Raw genomic sequence first — 20891 nt, 5'->3', positions numbered from 1 at the left:
TTTGTATGGCAAACATGACCTACCAGATAGACGAGCTACTCAACACCTCACCCTGTGGATTCCTCTCGTTTGCTGACGATGGTACGATCCTAATGGTCAACGCCACATTACTGCAATTACTCGGATACGAAACCGATGAACTGCGGGAACGGAAAATGGACTCCATTCTGCCAATGGCCAGCCGGATTTTTTTTCAAACCCATTTCTTCCCCCTGTTGAAGCTCGACGGTAAAGTAGAGGAAATTTACTTCTCATTAAGGTCAAAGCAGGGTAGTGATATACCTATGCTGATCAACGCTAGGCGTCGGGAGAAGGGGGGAAACTTCGTCAACGATTGCATCTTGCTCTGTATCCGCCAGCGTATCCTGTACGAAGGTGAAATTATTAAAGCAAAAAAAGCAGCAGAGGCAGCTATTCTCGCCCAAAAGCAAGCGGAAATAGCTCTGCGGAAACAGTACGACAAGGCGATATTACTTCAAGAAATTACTCTACACATTCGTCAATCTCTTGATTTGTCTACAATTTTTGAGATTGCTTCGCAGGAGATTCGCCTGTTTCTTGATGCCGAGCGCGTCGGCATATTTAAGTTCGATCCTGACAGTAAATTTGGATATGGTGAGTTTGTTTCAGAATCTGTAGGTGAAGGATGTAAATTGGTAAACAGAAATCAATTTAACGACCCATGTGGTGGTGAACAAGGTCTTGATTCATATAAAGAATGGAGAATGCAGGTAGTTGAAGATATCAAGAAGATTGACCTTCAACACTATTGCCGCGCTCTTTGGAAACAATTTCCGGTTCGGGCTAATTTAGTTGCGCCGTTGCTCAATGGACAAGATTTGTGGGGGTTGTTATGTATTCATCAATGTTCTGCTCCTCGGCAATGGGAAGAATTTGAAGTTGACCTTGTTAAACAAATTGCTAATCAGTTAGCGATCGCCATTAAGCAAGCGGATATTTTTCATAAGTTGCAGAAGGAATTGGCAGAAAGGCAGCAGGCCCAAGCGCGCATGAGAGAAATTAATCAACAACTGGCACTCTCTAACGAAGAGCTAGCCCGCGCTACTCACCTCTTAGAACAAGTGGTAAATATTGATGGGTTGACTCAAATTGCTAATCGCCGCTGTTTTAATGACCGCTTAGAGCATGAATGGCAGCGGCTATACCGAGAACAAAAACCTATTTCTCTTTTGTTGTTTGATGTGGATTATTTCAAACGTTATAATGATTGCTACGGTCATCAAATGGGGGATGATTGTCTGTTCAAACTTGCTCAGACTGTGCAAGAGGTGGTGTACCGTCCAGCGGATTTGGTGGCGCGTTACGGCGGAGAAGAATTTGCCATCATTTTGCCTAATACTGATCTTGAAGGAGCGAGTTCGGTGGCCCAACGGATTCACGCTGCTATTAAAGCTTTACATCTTCCTCACAAAACCTCTGATGTGAGCGATGTTGTTACTATTAGTATGGGTATCGCCAACTTGATTCCGACGTCGGAACTATCATCGGCTGACTTGATTGCGATCGCCGATCGTTCACTGTACCGTGCCAAGAAACAGGGGCGCAATCAGTCCGCGACCTGCGACTACAGCGGCGATTCGATTTTTGACACTGACGCTTAAATTACAGTAATTGAGACAGGGGGCAAAAATTTGTCCCCTGTCTCTCAAAATCCGTCATTTTATAAATTTAAATGAGCACGGAGGGATTTGAACCCCCGACCCTCAGGACCGGAACCTGATGCTCTATCCACTGAGCTACGTGCCCTCGACTGTTTACAGTATAACACGTCTTGCGGAAAATGGCGAGTGCCGATCGCAAATTTCCTGGTCTGCCTCCAAACCGCTTGACCCATGCGGGTTAAACTCGCCCCCGCGATCAAATATCAGGCTGTTCTCGAAGCCAGAGACTGCAACTTTTACCTAAATGGTAACAATAATACGACAATGGGTAAAATAATAGACTTTAATCGAGTAAACATTAGGTTCACATTCGAGCGGGGTCGAGCATCTACCACAGCTAAAATAGCCCGCATCAATTCCCCCTAGCTAAGCGGCAGTAAATAAATGGTGCTGCTATTAAGATCGGTTGTGCAAATACGGTTCTAGACTAAGTTCACCAAACCTCTCAATTTTATGGTTTCTAAAATTTTAGACAAATTACCGCTGCGAACTGTTCTCATAGTTCCATTTGTACTGCAAATCGTGGGAGCCGTGGGACTCGTAGGATATCTTTCTTTTAGAAACGGACAAAAAGCAGTTAATAACCTTGCCAGTCAGTTAATGAGCGAGGTCAGTTTGCGTGTGGAGCAAAATCTGCAAGTTTACCTGACAACTCCCCATCAAATCAATCAAACCAAGCTGGATGCTGTCAAGCTCGGCTTGTTAAAGATGGAAAACTTATCAGCTTGGGAGAAATATCTTTTGCGGCAAGTACAATTATATCCCTATATCAATTTTACCTCCGTTGGCAACAATAAGGGAGATTATAGATCCGGTGAACAACTGTCTAACGGCTCCCGAATGATTAATGTGATAGAAACATCTACTGGGTTAAATTTTTATTCTTACAATACGAACGAGCGAGGCGATCGCACTACAGTTGCCACTATTGTCGAAAACTTTGACAATAGGCAAAATATTGCGTATAAAAGTGCCGTAAAAGCTGGGAAACTTACTTGGAGTTCGGTTTATGTTTCCTTGCTAGAGCCGACCTTAATTATCAGCGCTCTCCAACCAGTATACAGCGAAAAAAATCAGCTACAAGGAGTCTTATTTACTGCCTTGCGTCTCGACCATCTTGGGAGATTTCTCCACAGTCTCAAAGTTGGCAAATCTGGTCAAACTTTTATTATAGATCGCCAGGGTACTTTGTTAGCAACTTCCACTAGAGAAAAACCGTTTCGCACTCAAGGTAATGAAAGACAATTGTTTAAAGTAGAAGAAAGCAGCAACCCTTTTACTCAAGCGACAGCTAAATATTTGACTGCAAATTTTAAAAAATTAGATCAAATTAAAAAATCCGAGTTATTGAGCTTTGAAATAGATGACAAGCGACAATTTTTAAAAGTCTTGCCCTTCCAAGACGGCAAAGGTTTAGACTGGCTGATTGTCGTAGTTGTTCCCGAAGCAGATTTCACCAAAGAAATCGATGCCAATACCCGCACAGCGGTTTTGCTTTGTTTCGCAGCTTTAGGAGTAGCTGTGGCGATCGGCATTCTGACTTCTCGGTGGGTAACAAACCCTATTTTGCGCTTAAATGCAGCAGCAAAAAATATTGCTAAAGGTGAATGGGACACAACCGTAGAAAGTGAACGCTCCGACGAATTGGGGGAATTAGCCAAGTCATTTAACAGCATGGCTCAACAACTGCAACACTCTTTTGAAACTTTAGAACAGCGAGTGCAAGAGCGGACAGCAGAATTGGCTGTAGCTAAAGACAAAGCGGAAGTAGCGAATCAAGCTAAAAGCACCTTTCTTGCTAACATGAGCCACGAATTGCGATCGCCTCTCAATGCAATTCTCGGCTTTTCCCAACTGATGACTCGCAGCCAAACTCTATGCCCAGAACATCAAGAAAACATTAGCATAATTAGCAGCAGCGGAGAACACCTGCTCACCCTGATTAATAACGTGCTCGATTTATCTAAAATTGAATCCGGGCGCACCACCCTCAATCCCAAAAAATTTGACCTCTATCGCCTGCTAAACGACTTGGAAGATATGTTTGAACTCAAAGCAGATGACAAGCAGTTGCAGTTAGTTTTTGACCGCAGTCCCGACGTGCCGCAATATGTAGAAGCCGACGAGGTAAAGTTGCGACAAATCTTAATTAATCTGCTCAATAACTCTCTTAAGTTTACCCATGAGGGGGGTGTAGCCGTCAGAGTTAGCAAGCAGCCATTAGGCAGAAATCAGCAGGTAGAAGAGGGAAAATTTGCTCACCCCGAACTATCACTAAATACAGAAACTCCAGCACTTAATGGTCTTAAAATATCTCAATTCAGTCACTCGAACAACCAGATTATTGCCACGCCAAATGACGATTCAGCTTCTACCTCTTCCTTCTTACTTCATTTTGAAGTCGAAGATACTGGTTCCGGTATTGCTACCAATGAATTAGACGCTCTTTTTGAACCTTTCGTGCAAACCAAGACAGGGAAAGATTCGCAAGAAGGTACAGGCTTGGGGTTGCCAATCAGCCGCAAATTTGTGGAATTAATGGGCGGGAAAATGAGCGTCTCTTCTGCTGTGGGCAAGGGAACTAATTTTAAGTTTGAAATTCAAGTTATTGCGGTCGATGCGGCTGATATTGAAAACCCAAAACCCAGCCGGAACGTTATTGGCCTAGTTCCCAACCAACACACCTATCGAATTTTGATAGTAGACGATAAACCGCTCAACCGTCAACTGTTAATTAAAATCCTCTATCCTCTGGGTTTTGAACTAAAAGAAGCTACTAACGGTCAAGAAGCTATTGAGATTTGGGACAGTTGGGAACCGCATCTAATTTGGATGGACATGAGAATGCCTGTGATGGACGGCTACGAAGCTACGCAATACATTAAAGGTACTATTAAAGGTCAAGCTACTGCGATTATTGCGCTGACAGCGAGCGTTTTGGAGGAAGAACGGGCAGTTATTTTGTCGGCGGGCTGCGATGCTTTTATGAGAAAGCCTTTCCGGGAAGCCGATATTTTTGATGCGATGCACAAACATATCGGAGTGCGCTATATTTATGAAGATCCGGGTCAAACTAATTTATCGGCAATCAAAGAGGGCGATCGCGCTATGAGTGCGGCTGATTTCGTAAAATTGCCTGATTCACTGGTAGCTAATTTAAAGCTAGCGATACTGAATGCAGATATGGATTTAATTGATACCTTGATAGAGCAAATTCGATTAAAGGATGCAGTAACGGCAGGTGCGATCGCAAATTGTATAGAAAATTTTGAGTACGACACAGTTTTAAAGTTAATATCTCAAGCAATATCACATGAATAACGACATTCTTAGCACCGAGCGCGGTAATATTTTAGTAGTTGACGACACCCCAGCTAATTTGCGGCTGCTAGCCGGAATTTTGAATGGCAAGGGCTATAAAGTGCGCCCAGTACCTAGCGGCGAGTTAGCGCTTTCGGCGGCAAAAGGTATGCCTCCCGATTTGATTTTGCTGGATATTATGATGCCCGAAATGAACGGGTATGAAGTTTGCGAAAAAATCAAAGCTGACGAACGCACTCGCAACATTCCGGTGATTTTTATTAGCGCGATCAATGACGTACTAGATAAGGTCAAAGCTTTTGCTGTGGGCGGGGTAGATTATATTACCAAGCCCTTTCAGGTGGAAGAGGTTCTAGTTAGGGTAGAAACCCATTTAGCAATGTGCCAGTTGCAAAAAAAACTCCAACAAAAAAACGATGAACTGACCCTCACTTTAGACCAACTGCAAGCTACTCAGAATCAATTAGTGCAATCAGAAAAAATGGCCGCTTTAGGGCAACTGATTGCGGGCATTGCTCACGAAATTAATACGCCGCTGGGGGCGATTAGATCGTCTATTGGAAATATTACCAGCTTTTTGGATAAAAATCTCGAAAGTTTGCCAGTTTTTTTTAAAGAACTATCAACCGAACGCCAGCAGGATTTCATGAGTTTGATGTACAGTTCCAGCAAACAAACTTACTCTTTATCTACGCGAGAAAAACGGGGATTTAAAAAAGGCGTGAAGCAGCAACTAGAGTCGGAAGGGATTGAAAATGCTGACAGCCTTGCTAGCATTTTAGTCAATATCGGATTGCAGGAAAATCTGCAAGAATTCTTGCCGTTGCTCAAAGACCCTGACAGCGAAAATATTATAAAAACGGCCTACGACTTTGCTAGCATTCACAGAAGCGCCCGAACTATCGCTACCGCTACTGAACGGGCGGCAAAAGTGGTATTTGCCCTGAAAAATTATGCGCGTTATGATGTAAAGGGGGAAAAAATACAGGTTAATATTACCGATGGAATTGAAACTGTATTAACTCTTTATCAAAACCAAATCAAGCAGGGTGTGGAAGTCGTCAGAAACTATCAAGCTCAATTGCCTGTGGTACTGTGTTATCCCGACGAACTCAATCAAGTTTGGACAAATTTAATTCACAATGCCTTACAAGCGATGGACAATCAAGGAACTTTAACAATTGACGCCGTACAGCAAGATACCAGCATTTTGGTAAAAATCATTGACAACGGTAAGGGAATTCAACCGGAGATTATTCCGAAAATTTTTGAGCCTTTTTTTACTACTAAACCTGCGGGAGAAGGCAGCGGGTTGGGATTGGATATTGTCAAAAAAATAATAGAAAAACATCAGGGTAAAATTGATGTTGAGTCGGTGCCCGGTAAAACAGAATTTACCGTGTCTTTGCCGATTAATTTAACTGAGTAGCTAAAGCGCCGGAGACTGAAGTATGGGGCGAAAATTTGCAGTCTACCCGCGCAGAATGTAGAATTTGGAAAACGGTGTACTGCCCATGGGGGTTCACCCTGCCACACTAAAGAAGGAAACTAGCGATGTCTAAATCAGCAATTTTGTGTGTGGACGATGAAGTAGGAGTGTTGGAAAGTCTGGAAATTGAACTGCAGCAGGCATTTAACGGTAAATATCTTTGCGAATTTGCTGAAAGTGCTGCCGAAGCCCTGGAAATTATTGAAGAGCTATGTGAAGCTGAGGTTAAGATTCTAGTGATTGTCTCTGATTGGTTGATGCCCGGAATGAAAGGAGATGAGTTGCTGATTCAAATCCATCAAAAATATCCGCAAATTGTGAAAGTGATGCTGACAGGACAAGCAGACCAAGAAGCAATCGAACGCACAAAAACTCAAGCAAATCTTCATGCTTTCATAGAAAAACCTTGGCGGAATCAAGAATTAATAGAAGCGATCAAGTCTGGTCTAGCAAATTTATGAAAAAACCAGTCATTATTTGTGTAGATGATGAGCAGACTATACTCGATAGTCTGGAAATAGACCTGCTCAAAGCCTTTGAAGATAAATATTTAATTGAAACGGCTCAAAGTGGCGAAGAAGCTTTAGAGTTACTGTCAGAACTTTTAGCAGAACAGTATGAAGTTCCTTTGGTTATTTCGGATCATATCATGCCTAGTATGAAAGGAGACGAACTATTAAGGAGCGTTCATGCTATCTCGCCGAACTGTCTCAAGATCATGCTGACGGGGCAGGCTGATTTGGAGGCGGTAGCCAATGCTATTAACTATGCTAAATTGTACCGATATATACCTAAACCTTGGCAATGTGATGACTTAAAATTAACTGTCACTGAGGCAATATATAAATATTTTCAAGATAAACAATTAGCTGAAAAACAAAGAGAACTTCAGGAAATGAATCAGGAGTTGGTAAAATTAAACCGCAAGCAGGCAATGCTGATTGCCAAACTCCATGAAAACGAAAGTCGCTTGACGCAATATCTAGAAGCTATGCCATTGGGCGTGTGTGTACTTGATGCAAACGGGCAATCTTTCTACGCTAACCAGAAAGCACGGGATATATTTGGCAAAGGCACTGTGCCGCATATTAATTCAGAGCAAAAAGCAGCAATTTATCAATTTTATAAAACCGGTACTAATCAGAGATGCCCCGTGGAAGAATTGCCAATTATGCGGGCGCTTCGGGGCGAAAATGTGCGGACTGAGGGTGTAGAAATTCGTACAGCTAATAAGATTATTCCTGTAGAGAGTTGGGCAACTCCAATTTATGATTCTACAGGCGAAATTTCCTATGCGATTATTGCTTTTAGTGACATAAGTGAACGAAAAGAAGCTGAAGCGGCGCTAATTCAAGCTGAAGAGAAGTATCGCGGGATATTTGAAAATGCTCTCGAAGGTATATTTCAGACGACGCCAGACGGACATTTTATCAGTGCGAATCCTGCTCTTGCAGAAATTTACGGCTACGATTCCGCATCAGAATTGATAGAAAGTATTAATGATATTCAGCAGCAATTGTACGTGAAACCGAACCGCCGTCAAGAGTTTCTGGCGCTGCTGAAACAGCACGGTACTCTGTGTGAGTTTGAGTCTCAGGTTTACTGTCGAGATGGCAGCATTATCTGGATCTCTGAGTATGCGCGCACAGTTTATGATGCTAACGGTGAAGTGCTTTACTATCAGGGTTTTGCTAAGGATATTAGTTTGCAAAGACAGGTGGAAGTGGAACGAATCAGGTTTACTAATGATTTAGAAAAAGCTTTGGCAGCTCAAGAAAAGTTAAATGAGGCACTGTCAGAAAGCGAAAGCCGATTGACTCAATTCCTGGAAGCGATGCCGGTGGGAATATTTGTAGTGGATGGTAAGGGTAAACCTTTTTACATGAATTCTTGGGGCGAAAGGATACTAGCCCAAGGTTTAATTTTTGATGGGGGTACTGACCAATTTCCTGAAGCTTATCATTTTTACGACGCTGGAACTAATCAATTGTATCCGAGAGATAGCCAACCGATTGTTCGGGCGTTGCGGGGAGAATTTGTGCGTATGGACGATCTAGAAGTTCATGGGTCGGATCGGATTGTGCCGATCGAGGTTTGGGCGACTCCAATCTACGACGAACGGAAAAACATAGTTTACGCCATAGCTGCTTTTCAAGACATCACAGAACGTCAAGAGGTAGAAACCGAGCGCCGCCAATTCACAGACGAATTACAAAAAGCTTTAGCAGCGGAAGAAAAATTAACAGATGCTTACGGGCGGTTTGTGCCGCACGAATTTCTCCACTTTCTGGGATATGAAAGTATTCTGGAAGTCAAATTAGGCGATCAGGTAGAGAAAGAAATGTCGGTGCTGTTTTCAGATATCCGCGATTTCACTTCTCTTTCGGAAAGGATGAATCCCGAAGAAAATTTTCAATTTATTAATGGTTATTTGTCGCGGATGGAACCGGCAATTACTGACAATTTTGGTTTTATTGATAAATACATTGGTGATGCGATTATGGCGCTGTTTGATGGCAGTGCGGACGATGCTGTGAAAGCAGGAATTGCAATGCTACAAGAGCTTAACGAGTATAATATTAGTCGTAATCAGGTCGGTTCCCCGCCGCTGCAAATTGGCATTGGCATCAATACGGGTTCTTTGATGTTAGGCACGGTGGGCGGCCAAAGTCGGATGGACAGCACGGTGATTAGCGATGCGGTAAACTTAGCCTCCCGCGTGGAAACTTTGACGAAAGAGTATGAAGTTTCGATGTTAATTACTCACAATACTTTTATACAGTTAAATGATATTTATGATTTGAGGTTGATCGATCGCGTAACAGTTAAAGGCAAATCGCGAATGGTAACACTTTATGAAGTATTTGCGGCCGATCCGCCAGAGTTACGACAGAAAAAGTTAGAGACAAAGACAATCTTTGAGCAAGCTTTGGTACTCTACAATAGTGACAAGTGTGGCGAAGCTATAAGATTGTTTTCGGCCTGCTTGGAAATCAACCCTAATGATAAGGTAGCTCAAATTTATATGCAGCGGTGTCTGAAAGGAGCGATCGCTCCTGCATAATACCATTTGAGAGTTGAGATTTGAGAATTGGGAATGAGTTATGCCATAAGGGTTGGGAGTTTGCCTACAGTTTTATTCTTTTTGGAAACTGGTATAATCATTGTTTAGACAGGCAGGGAAACGCAAACTATGGTTTCTTGCTGCGGCAAACTTTCTATTTTAAATTCTCCTCCGTGCAATTCTACAAGGCGTTGAACAATAGCCAGACCTAATCCCAAACCTGCTTGTTGATAAAGTTTGCGATCGAACTGCCTGTAAGCTTCTAGCTGTGCAATCTGATCGGTAGTCATACCGCGGCCTTGGTCTTTGACAGACAGAATAAAAGTCTTATCTTTCACTAAAGTGCTTAATAAAACTGGCGTTCCTTCTAAAGAAAATTTGAAGGCATTGTCCAATAGTTCTTCAACAATTTTTGCGAGTCGGACAGAATCAATCGCTACCGACGAATCTTGCAAGTTTAATTGTAAATCGTCTGTTCTATTCGCGTGTTTTGCTTGCTGCCGCGCTTTTTGACTAAGCAAAGATTTTACACAGCTAAATTCGCTGTTTCGCATCTCTTTTAGCAGTTCGGGATTTGTGGCTGCTATCTCCAGCTCTGCATACAGCAAAAAGTTCTGAATCAACCGATACAAGCGATGACCGGAAGTTTGAATTTGACCGATCATCTCTAAGATATCTGATTCCTCTAATACCTGATATTCTGACAGAATCAGCTCAGAAAAACCCAGAATTGCATTCAAAGGAGTCCGCAATTCATGGGGCAGCGACATACTAATATTAGTGCGTAATTCGTCTAGCGTCTTTTGAGATTGTCGGCTAATTGTTTTTTGTTTTTCAAGTCTAATAGCAATGGCATTTAGCAGTTCTTGCGGCGTACACGGCTTAGTAATGTAATCGTCTGCTCCCAGTTCCATGCCCCTGCGAATGTCAACTTTATCGGCTTTAGCTGTGAGGAAAATAAACGGAATTGTGGCCGTCAATGGTTCGGAGCGCAAAGCTTTGATGACGCCGTGACCGTCTACTTCCGGCATCATCATGTCGCACAAAATTAAATCGGGGATTTTTTCGATAGCCAATTTGATGCCGACTTTGCCGTTAATCGCTCCTATTCCTTCAAAATTCTCGGCTTCCAGCAACTCTAAAATATTCTCTCTAATCGCTTCTTCGTCTTCTATTACCAAAATCTTAGCCACGGTGATAGCTCCTTTTAGTTAGTAGTTTGTTGGAAAATTCTGGGTTCAGACACTTGATAAGTTTGTTTGTTAGGCGCTTAATTAATCGTTAAGTAGCGGATATGTATAGTTGATAATTCAGTTGTTATTGACTGGGAGGGCAAATTAGAGGCAAGGTAATAGTGAAAGTTGTGCCTTTTCCTTCTTGACTGTCGATCGCGAGGTGGCCGCCGTGAAGTTCCACAGCCCTCTTCACAATTGCTAAACCCAGACCTGTTCCCGAAATAGTGCCGACATTGGGAGATCGGTAAAAAGTTTCTAAGATCCGCTCTCGATCGGCTTGGGGAATGCCGATGCCCTGGTCTTGAACTTGGAACACAGCTTCGTTGTTTTGACAGTTGAGGTGCAAGGAAACTGTACTGCCGACGGGGGAATATTTGATGGCATTTGAGAGGACATTTCCCAAGATTTGCTGCAGCAGTTTTTCATCCATTTGAGCCTCGCAGTTGCCGCCTTCATATTGAAAGGCGATCGGGTGTTGGTTGCTGTCGTTGAGCTGCTGCTCTTCTACCAGTTGACGGCAAAATTTTTCAAGGTTTAAGGAAACCGGTTGAAACTGCAAGGTATTGGCTTCGATTTTGCCAATTACGAGAATATCTTCTAATAACTCTGTCATGCGTTTAATTGCTAATTGAATCCGCACAAAATGAGTAGATTTTTTATCTTGGGGCCACTGAGAACTGTAATCTTGCAGCAATCCAGCGGAAAATTGGATGGTTGTCAAAGGTGTGCGGAACTCATGGGAAACCATTGTGACAAATTTAGCTCGCAGTTCTGAAAGTTCCTTTTCTCGTGCGAGGGCTTTGAGAATTTCCGCTTCTGCTCGTTTGCGATCGCTAATGTCACGGGCTTCCGCAATCAGCAGCAAAACTTGTCCTGTCTCATTTTTAACAGGTTTCAGTGAGAAATCAACTGTCATAATTTGGCCACTTTTGCCTAACAAGTCGATTTCGCTGCGGAAAAACTCGCCGCGACTTGCTTTGCCGATCGCGCATTGCAATTGTTCGGAAACCTGTGGCGACTGGGCCCAAATCGCCATTTCCCAAATCGGGCGGCCCACAATACCCTCCGATCGCAATCCGGCAAAATCGAGGGCTGTCTCGTTCACTTCCAGCACAATTCCTTCGGGAGTCAGCAGCTTGGTTAGCTGAAATGATGAGTCAAAAATCGCCCGAAAGCGGCGCTCGCTTTCCCGCAGCATTTGAAAGGTTTGAGAACGTTCGATCGCATAGCGGATCGTCCGCACTAATAATTGAGTAGTAATTTGACCTTTAACAATATAGTCTTGAGCTCCCAAGCGAACTGATTCGAGGGCGATCGCCTCATCATCCAAGCCCGTCATTACCACCATTGGCACATCAGGAGCAACTTCTCGCAGGCGAGTTAGCGTTTCCAAACCGCGGCTGTCGGGCAAAGAAAGGTCGAGCAAAACTACATCAAAGGGTTCTTTACACAGTTGTGCGATCGCCTCATGCAGGAACTCAACAGACACCAATTCCCACTCGACGCCCACAGATACTTCTAACAGTTCTGCAAGCAAATCAGCATCAGCCGGATTGTCTTCTACTAACAGAATTTTAATCCACATAGCTTAGACGTTTTTGACTGTAAAAATTTTACTCTACCAATCTTAGGTTAAACTTTTCCGCTTTCCCATACCATTTTCAACTTGAAAATTATTATTTGGGAACTATCACCACCACCAGCCACCAATCCTTAATCGATCTCACCAGCTTAGCGACTTGACTAAAATCGATAAGCTTAGCAATGTAGCACCGGGCTGACAGGGCATAAAACTTGACCATCTCTTCATCGGCTGCTGAGGTTGTCATAATTACCACCGGAATCATTTTTAACTTGACGACTGAGTTAATTTATATCAATATTTACCACCATTTTTTTAGGCAAAATCAACTTAAGCAGAATTAAATTAGACCGAGAAGGCGAACAGAAAAGCCGGCTTTCTTCAATAAATTTATTGCTTGTACCATATTTTATACTATTTGCAAAGTGTTAAAGATTGGCTTGTCGCCAGCTTTTATAAAGTCCATTCAGCATCGCTAAGCGTATCATCCACCAGCCGAATTTCCATAGGTTGAAAACTTTTATAGCGTTCATAAGCAAAGCATCTGTTCGTTTAATTTAGAGGAAGTTTGACGACTGCCAGCCAGAATTCCTCAATTAACCTGACTACTTTAGTAAATTCTACGAAGTCTACTGGCTTGGTTATGTAACAGTTGGCGTGGAGCGAGTAGGACTTAAAAATATCTTCGGGAGCTGCTGAAGTGCTGAGAATCACTACAGGAATTAATTTTAACTTTGGGTCAGTTTTAATTTCTTCTAGCACTTCAATACCGCTTTTTTTTGGCAGATGCAAATCGAGCAAAATCAAATCGGGACGAGGTACCCTGAGATAGGGTTCTTTTCGGCGCAAAAACTTGATTGCTTCGACTCCATCCTCCACAAAATGCAAGTTATTCAATATTTTACCCTGACTGAGGACTTCTATTGCCAAATCGGCATCGCTGGGAGAATCCTCAATCAGCAGAATCTCTATAGGTCTAACAGTGCTTCGATCGCTCATAATCGGCGTATCCTTTAAAGTATAAAAACAAAATTGAATTTTGAGGCTTCAGGTACTAATTATAGGAATAGTGAAGTAAAAAGTCGCTCCTTTTCCCTCTTGAGATTCCACCCAGATGCGACCGCCGTGGCGTTCAACAATGCGCTTGCACATCGCCAAACCTATACCAGTACCGGAATATTGGCGGCGGGAGTGCAGGCGCGCAAAAATGATAAAAATGCGATCGGCATACTGCGGATCGATGCCAATGCCGTTATCGCGGACACTGAACACCCATTCGCTCTCTTGCCTGCGGGCAGCGATATGAATCAACGGGATATCTTGGCGACAAAATTTGATGCTGTTGGCGAGCAAATTTTGGAATAATTGCACCAGTTGAAATTCATCCGCCATCACGGTTGGCATCGCGTCGCAGGTGATTACAGCTTTTGTTTCGGCGATCGCAATTTGCAAATTACACAAACTTTGCTGCACAGCAGCGTTGCAGTCCGCCGGCTCAAACTCCTGACCCCTCGTTCCCAGGCGCGAATACGCCAACAAATCGTTAATTAACTGCTGCATTCGAGTGGCGCCATCGACAATATAATTAATATACTTATCTGCGCGATCGTCCAAATTTCCTTGATAGCGCTGGGCCAGCAATTGAGTGTAACTGGTAACGGCTCGGAGCGGTTCTTGCAAATCGTGGGAAGCCACATAAGCAAATTGTTCTAATTCCTCGTTGGAACGCTTCAAATCTTCTGTCAGTTGCAGCATTTGCTGCTCTGCTTCTTTGCGGCTTGTAATGTTGTAAACCAAGGCGCAACAAGACAGCAGATTACCCTGGGAGTCCATGACTGGACTGGTAGACATATCAGTCCAAATATCTTTGCCGTCCTTGCTTTTGAATTTAAATTCGTGTTGTTCACCAATACCTTGCTTGCGCCGCTCGACATTTTCAATAGCTTGTGGTTTTTCCCGTTCGTCCATAAAATCAAAAATCGACCGCCCGAACATTTCTAATTCACTATAGCCGAGCATTCGCGCCATTGCGTGGTTCACGTAAGTCGTGAGGCTATTTCTGTCAATTACCCAAATACCTTCTTCTGCTAATTCAACTATTTGCCTGTACTTGAATTCGCTTTCCTGCAAAGCTGTTTCAGTTAGTTTCCGCTCAGTGATATCTTTCATAAAACAGTGATGACCGTTAAAAATCCCTTGTGCGTCGCAAGCTTTTACCATCGTTAATTGCTTATAAAAAAACGAGCGATTTTTTCGGACTCCTCTAGCTTCAACTTCTACTTTGCCAGAAATTAGCATTTCCTGATAAGCTGAGAGCATCATCTCAACATCGCCCGGATGTACGGTGAGCTGCCATTCCATGCCAAGCATTTGTTCCGGTTCGTAACCGCATTTATGAGCGTAAGCTCGGTTAACCTTCACGTAGCGCCCCTCAATATCCAGCCGTGAAATGCCTTCCACCGCATTTTGCATGGCACTGGTTAGGTCACGCAGCTCTTTTTCAGCTTGTTTGCGATCGCTAATATCCTGACCGATACCCAAAAAACCGTTAATATTTCCGTTACTATCAAATAAGGCAGTCACCGACAGCAGTACTGGAAACCGCGAACCATCTTTGCGAATGTAAGTCCATTCATTTTCGTCAGCGATTTCCCGGCACGGCAAGGCAAAAAATACTTGAATTCCCGGCTCTATTTTCACTCCCAATTCTTGAGAAAGAACTTCAGCTCTTTGAGCGACCTCCAGAGGATCGTGAATTATTGCTAGCGTGACTTTCCCCACTACTTCTTCTAGCGAATAACCTAAAAGTTGTTCTGCCGCCCGATTAAATGTTTTAATTGTACCGTCGGGATCTGTAGAAATAATTGTGTAGTTAGCGCTATTAAGAATTGCATTTTGCAGTTGCGTCAATTCCAACAAAGTCAGCGCAATTTTTTCCCGGTAAGCTATTTCTTTTTGCAATTGTTGGTTAGAAATTTCGATTTGAGCAGTGCGCTCAGCAACTCGATGCTCCAGAGTTTCATTTAGCCGTCGATTTTCCTCTTCTACCTGCTTGCGTTCTGTAATATCAGTAATAGTACACACATAACTTTTAACCTCCCCATTTTCTCCGATTTGACCGACAGATTGACCGAATACCCAACTGATTTGAGTGTGATTAATGCCTTGAAAGCGGTACTCAGATTTAAACGGTAATTTCTCCTGCGCGGCGCTATACCATTCAGAAAAAACCCGATCGCGGTCGTCTGGATGAATGCCTTGCAACCACCCTTTCCCCAAAGCTTCATCACAGGTTATTCCCGAAATTTGACACCAGCGCTCGTTGACATACAAGCAGTCTCCTTCAGCATCTGCATAAAATATTCCTACCGGCGAAGCTTCCGTTAAAGTTTGATAGCGAGCTTCCGTTTCTCGGCGTTCAATTATTTCTTTTTGCAGTATTGAATCGATCATCCCTAATTGAGTGGGACTCAGCAGAGTTAATGCTTGGGGAACGAAAGGAATTAATGCAAAAGCGGTGTAAGCAGAAATCGCAGCGGTAATAATTTTCAGAGTGCCAGAAACCCAATAAACAGGATGCCAAAGCGTCCAAACTTCCATTATATGAGTAGTGCCGCCGGAGATAATAAAGGCTGCAAACAGCCAAAAGATATTGCGAAAGGGCAAGTCTTTTCGCTGAAATATAAAATAATAAATTAACGAGAGGGGTATTGAATAGTAAGCCAGGGCAATGATAGAATCTGAGACTATGTGGAGTGCGACTAGCTCTCGCTGCCAAAGGTAACAGTAGCCTTGAGGAATATAATTCCCGGTAAATAACAGGTGATTTAAAAATTTCCAAATCATCATAAATGGAATGGGTAATCGAGAATTGGTAATTGGTAATTGGTAAGCGGGAATTGGTAATTGGTAATTTAACCCAATGACTTATAACCTATCTCAAATTTTTGGAAGATACAGTCTTGAACGTACCGGAGGCTAAAAACCCGGTTTCTGGTTAGATGCCTTGTTGCCAAACCGAATATTGTCGTAGAAACTGGTTTTTCTTCCGTAACTCTTAATATAGCAATTCTCAATGATTCGCAAGCTGTAGCGAGCTCTAGGTTGGGTAGAACGAAGTGAAACCCAATATTCCGATTAGAGATTTTAGATTTTAGCTTTTCCTTCCTTCTTCCTTATCTTCTAGATAACTAAAGCCTTCTCTCCTAGATAACTAAAGCCTTCTTCCATCCATCTGTTACATCTGTTACATCCGTTACAGAATCCCTTGCCGAACTTCTTCCTTCTTCTATAAAAAATGGGGCGAGCTCAAAGCCCGCCCCACCAAAAATTATGCTGCTGCTATTAACCCAACAGCGCCTGAGCCTTAGCTACCACATTATCAACGGTGTAGCCAAACTTTTCTAAAGCAACTGGGCCCGGTGCAGAAGCGCCGAATGTGTCGATGCTGAGGCTGTCGCCTTCGGAACCCAAATAACGTCCCCAGCCGAAGCTACAAGCTGCTTCAACGGCCAACCGCTTAGTAACAGCTTTCGGCAGTACAGATTCGCGGTAAGCGGCATCTTGTAAGTCAAACAATTCCCAGCAAGGCATCGAAACTACGCGCACTTTATTGCCTGCGGCGCGCAATTTTTCAGCGGCATCAACGCAGAGGTATGTTTCGCCGCCGGTGCCGATTAAAATGATGTCGGGGGTGCCGCCGTCGTCAGACAAAATGTAAGCGCCTTTTGCGGTTCCTTCGATCGAACTTCCAGCCAAGTTAGGCAGATTTTGGCGCGACAAAGCCATTAAAGTTGGGCGAGTGCGGCTTTCAACGGCCACTTTGTAAGCGCCGGATGTTTCATTACCATCCGCAGGGCGCATTACCAACAAATCGGGAATTACTCGCAGAGAAGCTAAAGTTTCAACTGGTTGGTGAGTCGGGCCATCTTCGCCCAAGGCTACGGAGTCGTGAGTCATTACATAAATAACTCCAGCTTCCGAGAGTGCAGAGAGGCGAATTGCGCCCCGCATATAGTCAGCAAATACCAAGAAAGTAGCGCAGTAAGGAATTAAACCGCCGTGCAGAAGCATACCGTTGGCGATCGCACCCATGCCGTGTTCCCGCACACCAAACCGCAGGTTACGTCCTTCGTACTGACCTTTTTGGAAGTCTTTTTCACCCTTGAGCAAAGTCATGTTAGAAGATGCCAAGTCAGCGGAACCGCCGATCAATTCAGGTAGCACACCTGCCAAAGCATTCAAACATTTTCCAGAATGATTCCGAGTCGAATCTGCCTTATCTTCCGGCTTGTATGTCGGCAAAACTTTATCCCAACCTTCGGGAAGTTTGCCGGCAACCGTGCGCTCGTATTCTGCAGCTTCTGCTGGATATGCTGCTTTATAAGCATCAAAAGCTTTCTGCCATTCTTGCTCAGCTTGAGCACCGCGATCGACTGCTTTGCGGAAGTGTGACAAAGCATCATCAGGAATCTCAAACGGTGCGTGTTCCCACTTCAAGAAATCGCGAGTTGCTTTCACTTCATCGGTACCCAAAGCAGCACCGTGAGAACTGTAAGAATTGCGCTTGTTAGGAGAACCGTAACCAATGATGGTGCGGACTTTAATCATGGACGGTTTGTCCGTGACTTTTTTGGCTTCTTCAATAGCTTTGTGAACTGCTTCTAGGTTAGTATCTTCGTCTAGAGCGGTATTGTCTACTGTAATAACGTGCCAATTGTAAGCTTCAAAACGCTTGCCGACATCTTCAGTAAAGGCCAAGCTTGTGTCGCCTTCAATAGAAATGTGATTGTCATCGTACAAGGCAATTAATTTGCCGAGTCCGAGGTGTCCGGCCAAAGAACAAGCTTCGCCAGAAATGCCTTCCATGTGGCAGCCGTCACCCATGATCACATAGGTGTAGTGGTCAACAATTTTGTGGTCGGGCTTGTTAAACTTAGCAGCGAGGTGAGCTTCTGCCATTGCCAAACCGACGGCATTAGCAATTCCTTGTCCCAGGGGGCCAGTGGTAACTTCTACGCCTTCTGTCATGAAGTTTTCGGGGTGTCCGGGGGTTTTGGACTCCCACTGGCGAAATTGTTTGATGTCGTCGAGGGTGACGCTATCGTAGCCGGTCAAGTACATGAGGGCGTACTGTAGCATACAGCCGTGGCCGGCGGAGAGGACGAAGCGATCGCGATTAAACCACTTGGGGTTTTTGGGGTTGAACCGCATGAACCGATCCCACAGCACGAAGGCCATAGGGGCAGCGCCCATCGGCAGTCCCGGGTGTCCTGATTTTGCTTTTTCTACCGCATCGATGGCCAAAAAGCGGATAGAGTTGATGCAGAGTTCTTCGAGTGATTGGGTTGCAACAGCCATAATTCTGGTTTTTATATGTTAAGAGAGAGTGTGTGTGGTCGATTCTGACAGAGGTGCGATGAGCCGAGTTCGATCGCTCGCCTTTCTGCTGTTCAGTTTCTGTGGAACTGCCGTGAGGCTGCACTACATATCATCTCACCTGTTGCGATCGACAGACAACTTAATTTTTTAATGTTTCGGTCGCTTTGTGCAGTCGATCGCAAATTTTTATCGGAGATATTTCTGGGGCGAGTGCGGATCTGTGCGATCGAGCTACGAGAGGGTGTAACTTAATTATTTGGCAAATTGGCTCTCAAAACCACCCTGTTATGATAGAGTTTGGTGTTTCTGACATCTTGCAGCTTTGTCACGCACAGGCAAGATGCCTGTTCCACAAAGAGTGAATTTTATGGTGGGGCGTTGCTCAAAGCAACGCCCGATCGCACGATCGCCAGAATAGTGCAAGATGTCAGATATTTGTAATTTTAATCAGGCAATAACTAATGACTCTGAGTGAAGCCGAAGTCCGCAGTCAAAAAGTAGACGAACTGCGATCGCAAGGCATAGAACCGTATCCCAGTGAATCCTACGCGCGATCGCACACAGCCAAGCAAGTTCGCGAAATATTTAGTCAGCCGGGAAAAGAACTCGAAAACGGACAAAGTGACCCCGAAGAAATTTCCCTGCGATTAGCCGGCCGCATCACTTCCAAGCGAGACAGCGGCAAAATTGGTTTCATCGATTTAAAAGACGCCACAGACAAAATTCAACTCAAAATCGAGAAAGCAATCGTCACCGGCGAAGTTGGTTTGAGCTTTGAACAAATTAAAAAATTGCTCGATGTCGGCGATTTTGTCGGCGTCGAAGGTATCGGCTGCCGCACCCCCAGGGGAGAACTTTCTATTTTAGTCAGGGAATTAAAGCTTTTATCAAAAGCTACCATTCAATTTCCCGATTCTTATTATGGAATTAACGACCCCGAAGTTTGCCGCCGTCACCGCGAAATGGATTTGGCAAGCAACCAAGATGCGCTCAACCGTTTTATGCTTCGCAGCCGCATCGTCCAAAGCATCCGTTCCTATCTGTGGCAAGCCAATTTTTACGAAATAGAAACGCCGACACTGCAAGCTATTTACGGCGGTGCTGCTGCTAAGCCATTCATCACTCACCACAATGCTTTAGAGGTAGATTTGTATTTGCGAGTGGCTCCAGAATTATTCTTAAAAAGAGCAATTTGTGGGGGTTTCGAGCGAGTATTTGAACTAGGGAAAGCATTTAGAAATGAGGGAATTGACAGCACCCACAATCCAGAGTTTACCTCTTTAGAAGTTTACCAAGCTTATGCTGATGTTTTCGACATTTTAACAGTTGTCGAAGACGTGATATGTTTCGCAGCGGCGGCGGTATTTGGGGATGTCAAGGAAATTGAAAACCAGGGGGAAACGATTAGTTTAGAACGCAAGTTCGACTACAGCGAAAAGTATCCCGGTTTCAGCGGCAAACACTGGCAAGTGAAAACGATGGTAGAAGCTGTCAGAGACGAGTGTGGGCTGGATTTTGACAGTTTGGACTTGGAAAGTGCGATATCCTCTGCAAGCAAACTAGAATTGCACCTGTCTAAGTTAGAACAACAGAGTTTAGGCTACGTCCTCTATGCAGTTTTTGACAAATTAGTTGTTCCTAAACTAATTCAACCTACATTCATCATCGACTACCCTGTTGAAGTCAGTCCCTTAGCAAAAGGACATCGCAGCAAGCCGGGATTTGTAGAACGTTTCGAGCTGTTTATCAACGGTACAGAATACTCGAACGGATTTTCAGAATTGAACGATCCGAAAGAGCAAAGAAAGCGGTTTGAGGAACAGTTAGCACAGAAAAATGCCGGCGATGACGAAGCGCATCCAATGGATGAAGACTTTATTCAAGCGCTATCTTTGGGAATGCCTAACTGTGCGGGAATGGGCATCGGCGTAGACAGATTGGTGATGCTTTTAACTAATACTCAAAGCATCCGCGATGCGGTGATGTTCCCGACAATGCGGCCGATCAAAGATTCGTAAAATATTGTAGATACTGTCTTGAACTGTCAAGGGGTCGCGAGTAAATAATTTGGGTCGAAAGGCTTTTGGGATTTTAAAATCCCAAAAGCCAAATGCACCAGTTTCCTCATCAGCGCACC

General features: G+C 44.0%; 14 protein-coding genes and 1 tRNA gene. 8 read left to right on the top strand and 7 right to left on the bottom strand.

Features of this window, described 5'->3' with window-relative positions; all coding sequences use genetic code 11:
* Window positions 1–5 precede the first annotated feature (5 nt).
* A complete protein-coding gene (locus NDI35_RS15325) occupies window positions 6–1622 on the top strand; it encodes a diguanylate cyclase domain-containing protein (protein ID WP_445313491.1) in 1617 nt (538 codons plus the stop codon).
* 72 nt (window positions 1623–1694) lie between these two features.
* On the opposite strand, the gene NDI35_RS15320 is transcribed toward NDI35_RS15325, so the two are convergent.
* Window positions 1695–1767 (bottom strand) — tRNA-Arg (locus tag NDI35_RS15320).
* 368 nt (window positions 1768–2135) lie between these two features.
* On the opposite strand from NDI35_RS15320, the gene NDI35_RS15315 reads away from it, so the two are divergent.
* The 4 genes from NDI35_RS15315 (at window position 2136) to NDI35_RS15300 (ending at window position 9556) form a co-directional block, all read left to right on the top strand.
* Window positions 2136–5003, top strand: coding sequence for an ATP-binding protein (locus NDI35_RS15315; protein WP_445313490.1), 2868 nt, complete (start codon window positions 2136–2138; stop codon window positions 5001–5003).
* Window positions 4996–6432, top strand: a complete 1437-nt coding sequence (locus tag NDI35_RS15310) for a response regulator (RefSeq protein WP_445313489.1) — start codon at window positions 4996–4998, stop codon at window positions 6430–6432. The genes NDI35_RS15315 and NDI35_RS15310 overlap by 8 nt, the downstream gene beginning before the upstream one ends.
* A 125-nt stretch (window positions 6433–6557) precedes the next feature.
* Window positions 6558–6953: a response regulator gene (locus tag NDI35_RS15305; RefSeq protein WP_445313488.1), complete on the top strand. Its 396-nt coding sequence runs from the start codon at window positions 6558–6560 to the stop codon at window positions 6951–6953.
* Window positions 6950–9556 carry a PAS domain S-box protein gene (locus tag NDI35_RS15300; protein ID WP_445313487.1) on the top strand — a complete coding sequence of 869 codons (2607 nt, stop codon included), beginning with the start codon at window positions 6950–6952 and terminating at the stop codon, window positions 9554–9556. The genes NDI35_RS15305 and NDI35_RS15300 overlap by 4 nt, the downstream gene beginning before the upstream one ends.
* Before the next feature lie 104 nt (window positions 9557–9660).
* On the opposite strand, the gene NDI35_RS15295 is transcribed toward NDI35_RS15300, so the two are convergent.
* The 6 genes from NDI35_RS15295 to tkt all read right to left on the bottom strand — a co-directional run bounded on the left by NDI35_RS15295 (window position 9661) and on the right by tkt (window position 18733).
* Window positions 9661–10749 (bottom strand): hybrid sensor histidine kinase/response regulator, encoded by a 1089-nt coding sequence (locus NDI35_RS15295; protein WP_445313486.1) that lies wholly within the window; start codon window positions 10747–10749, stop codon window positions 9661–9663.
* A gap of 124 nt (window positions 10750–10873) precedes the next feature.
* A complete protein-coding gene (locus NDI35_RS15290; protein WP_445313485.1) occupies window positions 10874–12376 on the bottom strand; it encodes a sensor histidine kinase in 1503 nt (500 codons plus the stop codon).
* A gap of 91 nt (window positions 12377–12467) precedes the next feature.
* The gene (locus tag NDI35_RS15285) at window positions 12468–12620 is read right to left on the bottom strand and encodes a response regulator (protein ID WP_445313484.1); all 153 of its coding nucleotides are present in this window, start codon (window positions 12618–12620) and stop codon (window positions 12468–12470) included.
* Window positions 12621–12925: 305 nt separating this feature from the next.
* Window positions 12926–13372, bottom strand: a complete 447-nt coding sequence (locus NDI35_RS15280; protein ID WP_333081177.1) for a response regulator — start codon at window positions 13370–13372, stop codon at window positions 12926–12928.
* Window positions 13373–13420: 48 nt separating this feature from the next.
* Window positions 13421–16222, bottom strand: a complete 2802-nt coding sequence (locus NDI35_RS15275) for a PAS domain-containing sensor histidine kinase (RefSeq protein WP_445313483.1) — start codon at window positions 16220–16222, stop codon at window positions 13421–13423.
* Window positions 16223–16717: 495 nt separating this feature from the next.
* The gene (tkt, locus tag NDI35_RS15270) at window positions 16718–18733 is read right to left on the bottom strand and encodes a transketolase (RefSeq protein ID WP_445313482.1); all 2016 of its coding nucleotides are present in this window, start codon (window positions 18731–18733) and stop codon (window positions 16718–16720) included.
* A gap of 34 nt (window positions 18734–18767) precedes the next feature.
* On the opposite strand from tkt, the gene NDI35_RS15265 reads away from it, so the two are divergent.
* From NDI35_RS15265 to lysS, 3 genes are all read left to right on the top strand, one after another.
* Entirely contained in the window at window positions 18768–18905 is a 138-nt protein-coding gene (locus NDI35_RS15265; protein WP_333110366.1) for a hypothetical protein, read from the top strand.
* A 149-nt stretch (window positions 18906–19054) separates the two neighbouring features.
* Window positions 19055–19195: a hypothetical protein gene (locus NDI35_RS15260; RefSeq protein ID WP_445313481.1), complete on the top strand. Its 141-nt coding sequence runs from the start codon at window positions 19055–19057 to the stop codon at window positions 19193–19195.
* A gap of 20 nt (window positions 19196–19215) precedes the next feature.
* Window positions 19216–20772 carry a lysine--tRNA ligase gene (lysS, locus tag NDI35_RS15255; RefSeq protein ID WP_445313480.1) on the top strand — a complete coding sequence of 519 codons (1557 nt, stop codon included), beginning with the start codon at window positions 19216–19218 and terminating at the stop codon, window positions 20770–20772.
* Window positions 20773–20891: the final 119 nt, after the last annotated feature.

It is taken from the genome of Microcoleus vaginatus FACHB-2002, from assembly GCF_040004035.1.
In the GTDB taxonomy this organism is placed as follows: Bacteria; Cyanobacteriota; Cyanobacteriia; order Cyanobacteriales; family Microcoleaceae; genus Microcoleus; species Microcoleus vaginatus_C.
Note: the sequence above shows the minus strand (reverse complement) of the source record. Positions and strands in the feature narration are given on the sequence as shown.

Bases quoted from the DNA above. Each gene is read 5' to 3' on its own strand.
- NDI35_RS15325 (WP_445313491.1), top strand. From the start codon at position 6: ATGGCAAACATGACCTACCAGATAGACGAGCTACTCAACACCTCACCC.
- NDI35_RS15315 (WP_445313490.1), top strand. From the start codon at position 2,136: ATGGTTTCTAAAATTTTAGACAAATTACCGCTGCGAACTGTTCTCATA.
- NDI35_RS15310 (WP_445313489.1), top strand. From the start codon at position 4,996: ATGAATAACGACATTCTTAGCACCGAGCGCGGTAATATTTTAGTAGTT.
- NDI35_RS15305 (WP_445313488.1), top strand. From the start codon at position 6,558: ATGTCTAAATCAGCAATTTTGTGTGTGGACGATGAAGTAGGAGTGTTG.
- NDI35_RS15300 (WP_445313487.1), top strand. From the start codon at position 6,950: ATGAAAAAACCAGTCATTATTTGTGTAGATGATGAGCAGACTATACTC.
- NDI35_RS15290 (WP_445313485.1), bottom strand. From the start codon at position 12,376: ATGTGGATTAAAATTCTGTTAGTAGAAGACAATCCGGCTGATGCTGAT.
- NDI35_RS15285 (WP_445313484.1), bottom strand. From the start codon at position 12,620: ATGACAACCTCAGCAGCCGATGAAGAGATGGTCAAGTTTTATGCCCTG.
- NDI35_RS15280 (WP_333081177.1), bottom strand. From the start codon at position 13,372: ATGAGCGATCGAAGCACTGTTAGACCTATAGAGATTCTGCTGATTGAG.
- NDI35_RS15275 (WP_445313483.1), bottom strand. From the start codon at position 16,222: ATGATGATTTGGAAATTTTTAAATCACCTGTTATTTACCGGGAATTAT.
- tkt (WP_445313482.1), bottom strand. From the start codon at position 18,733: ATGGCTGTTGCAACCCAATCACTCGAAGAACTCTGCATCAACTCTATC.
- lysS (WP_445313480.1), top strand. From the start codon at position 19,216: ATGACTCTGAGTGAAGCCGAAGTCCGCAGTCAAAAAGTAGACGAACTG.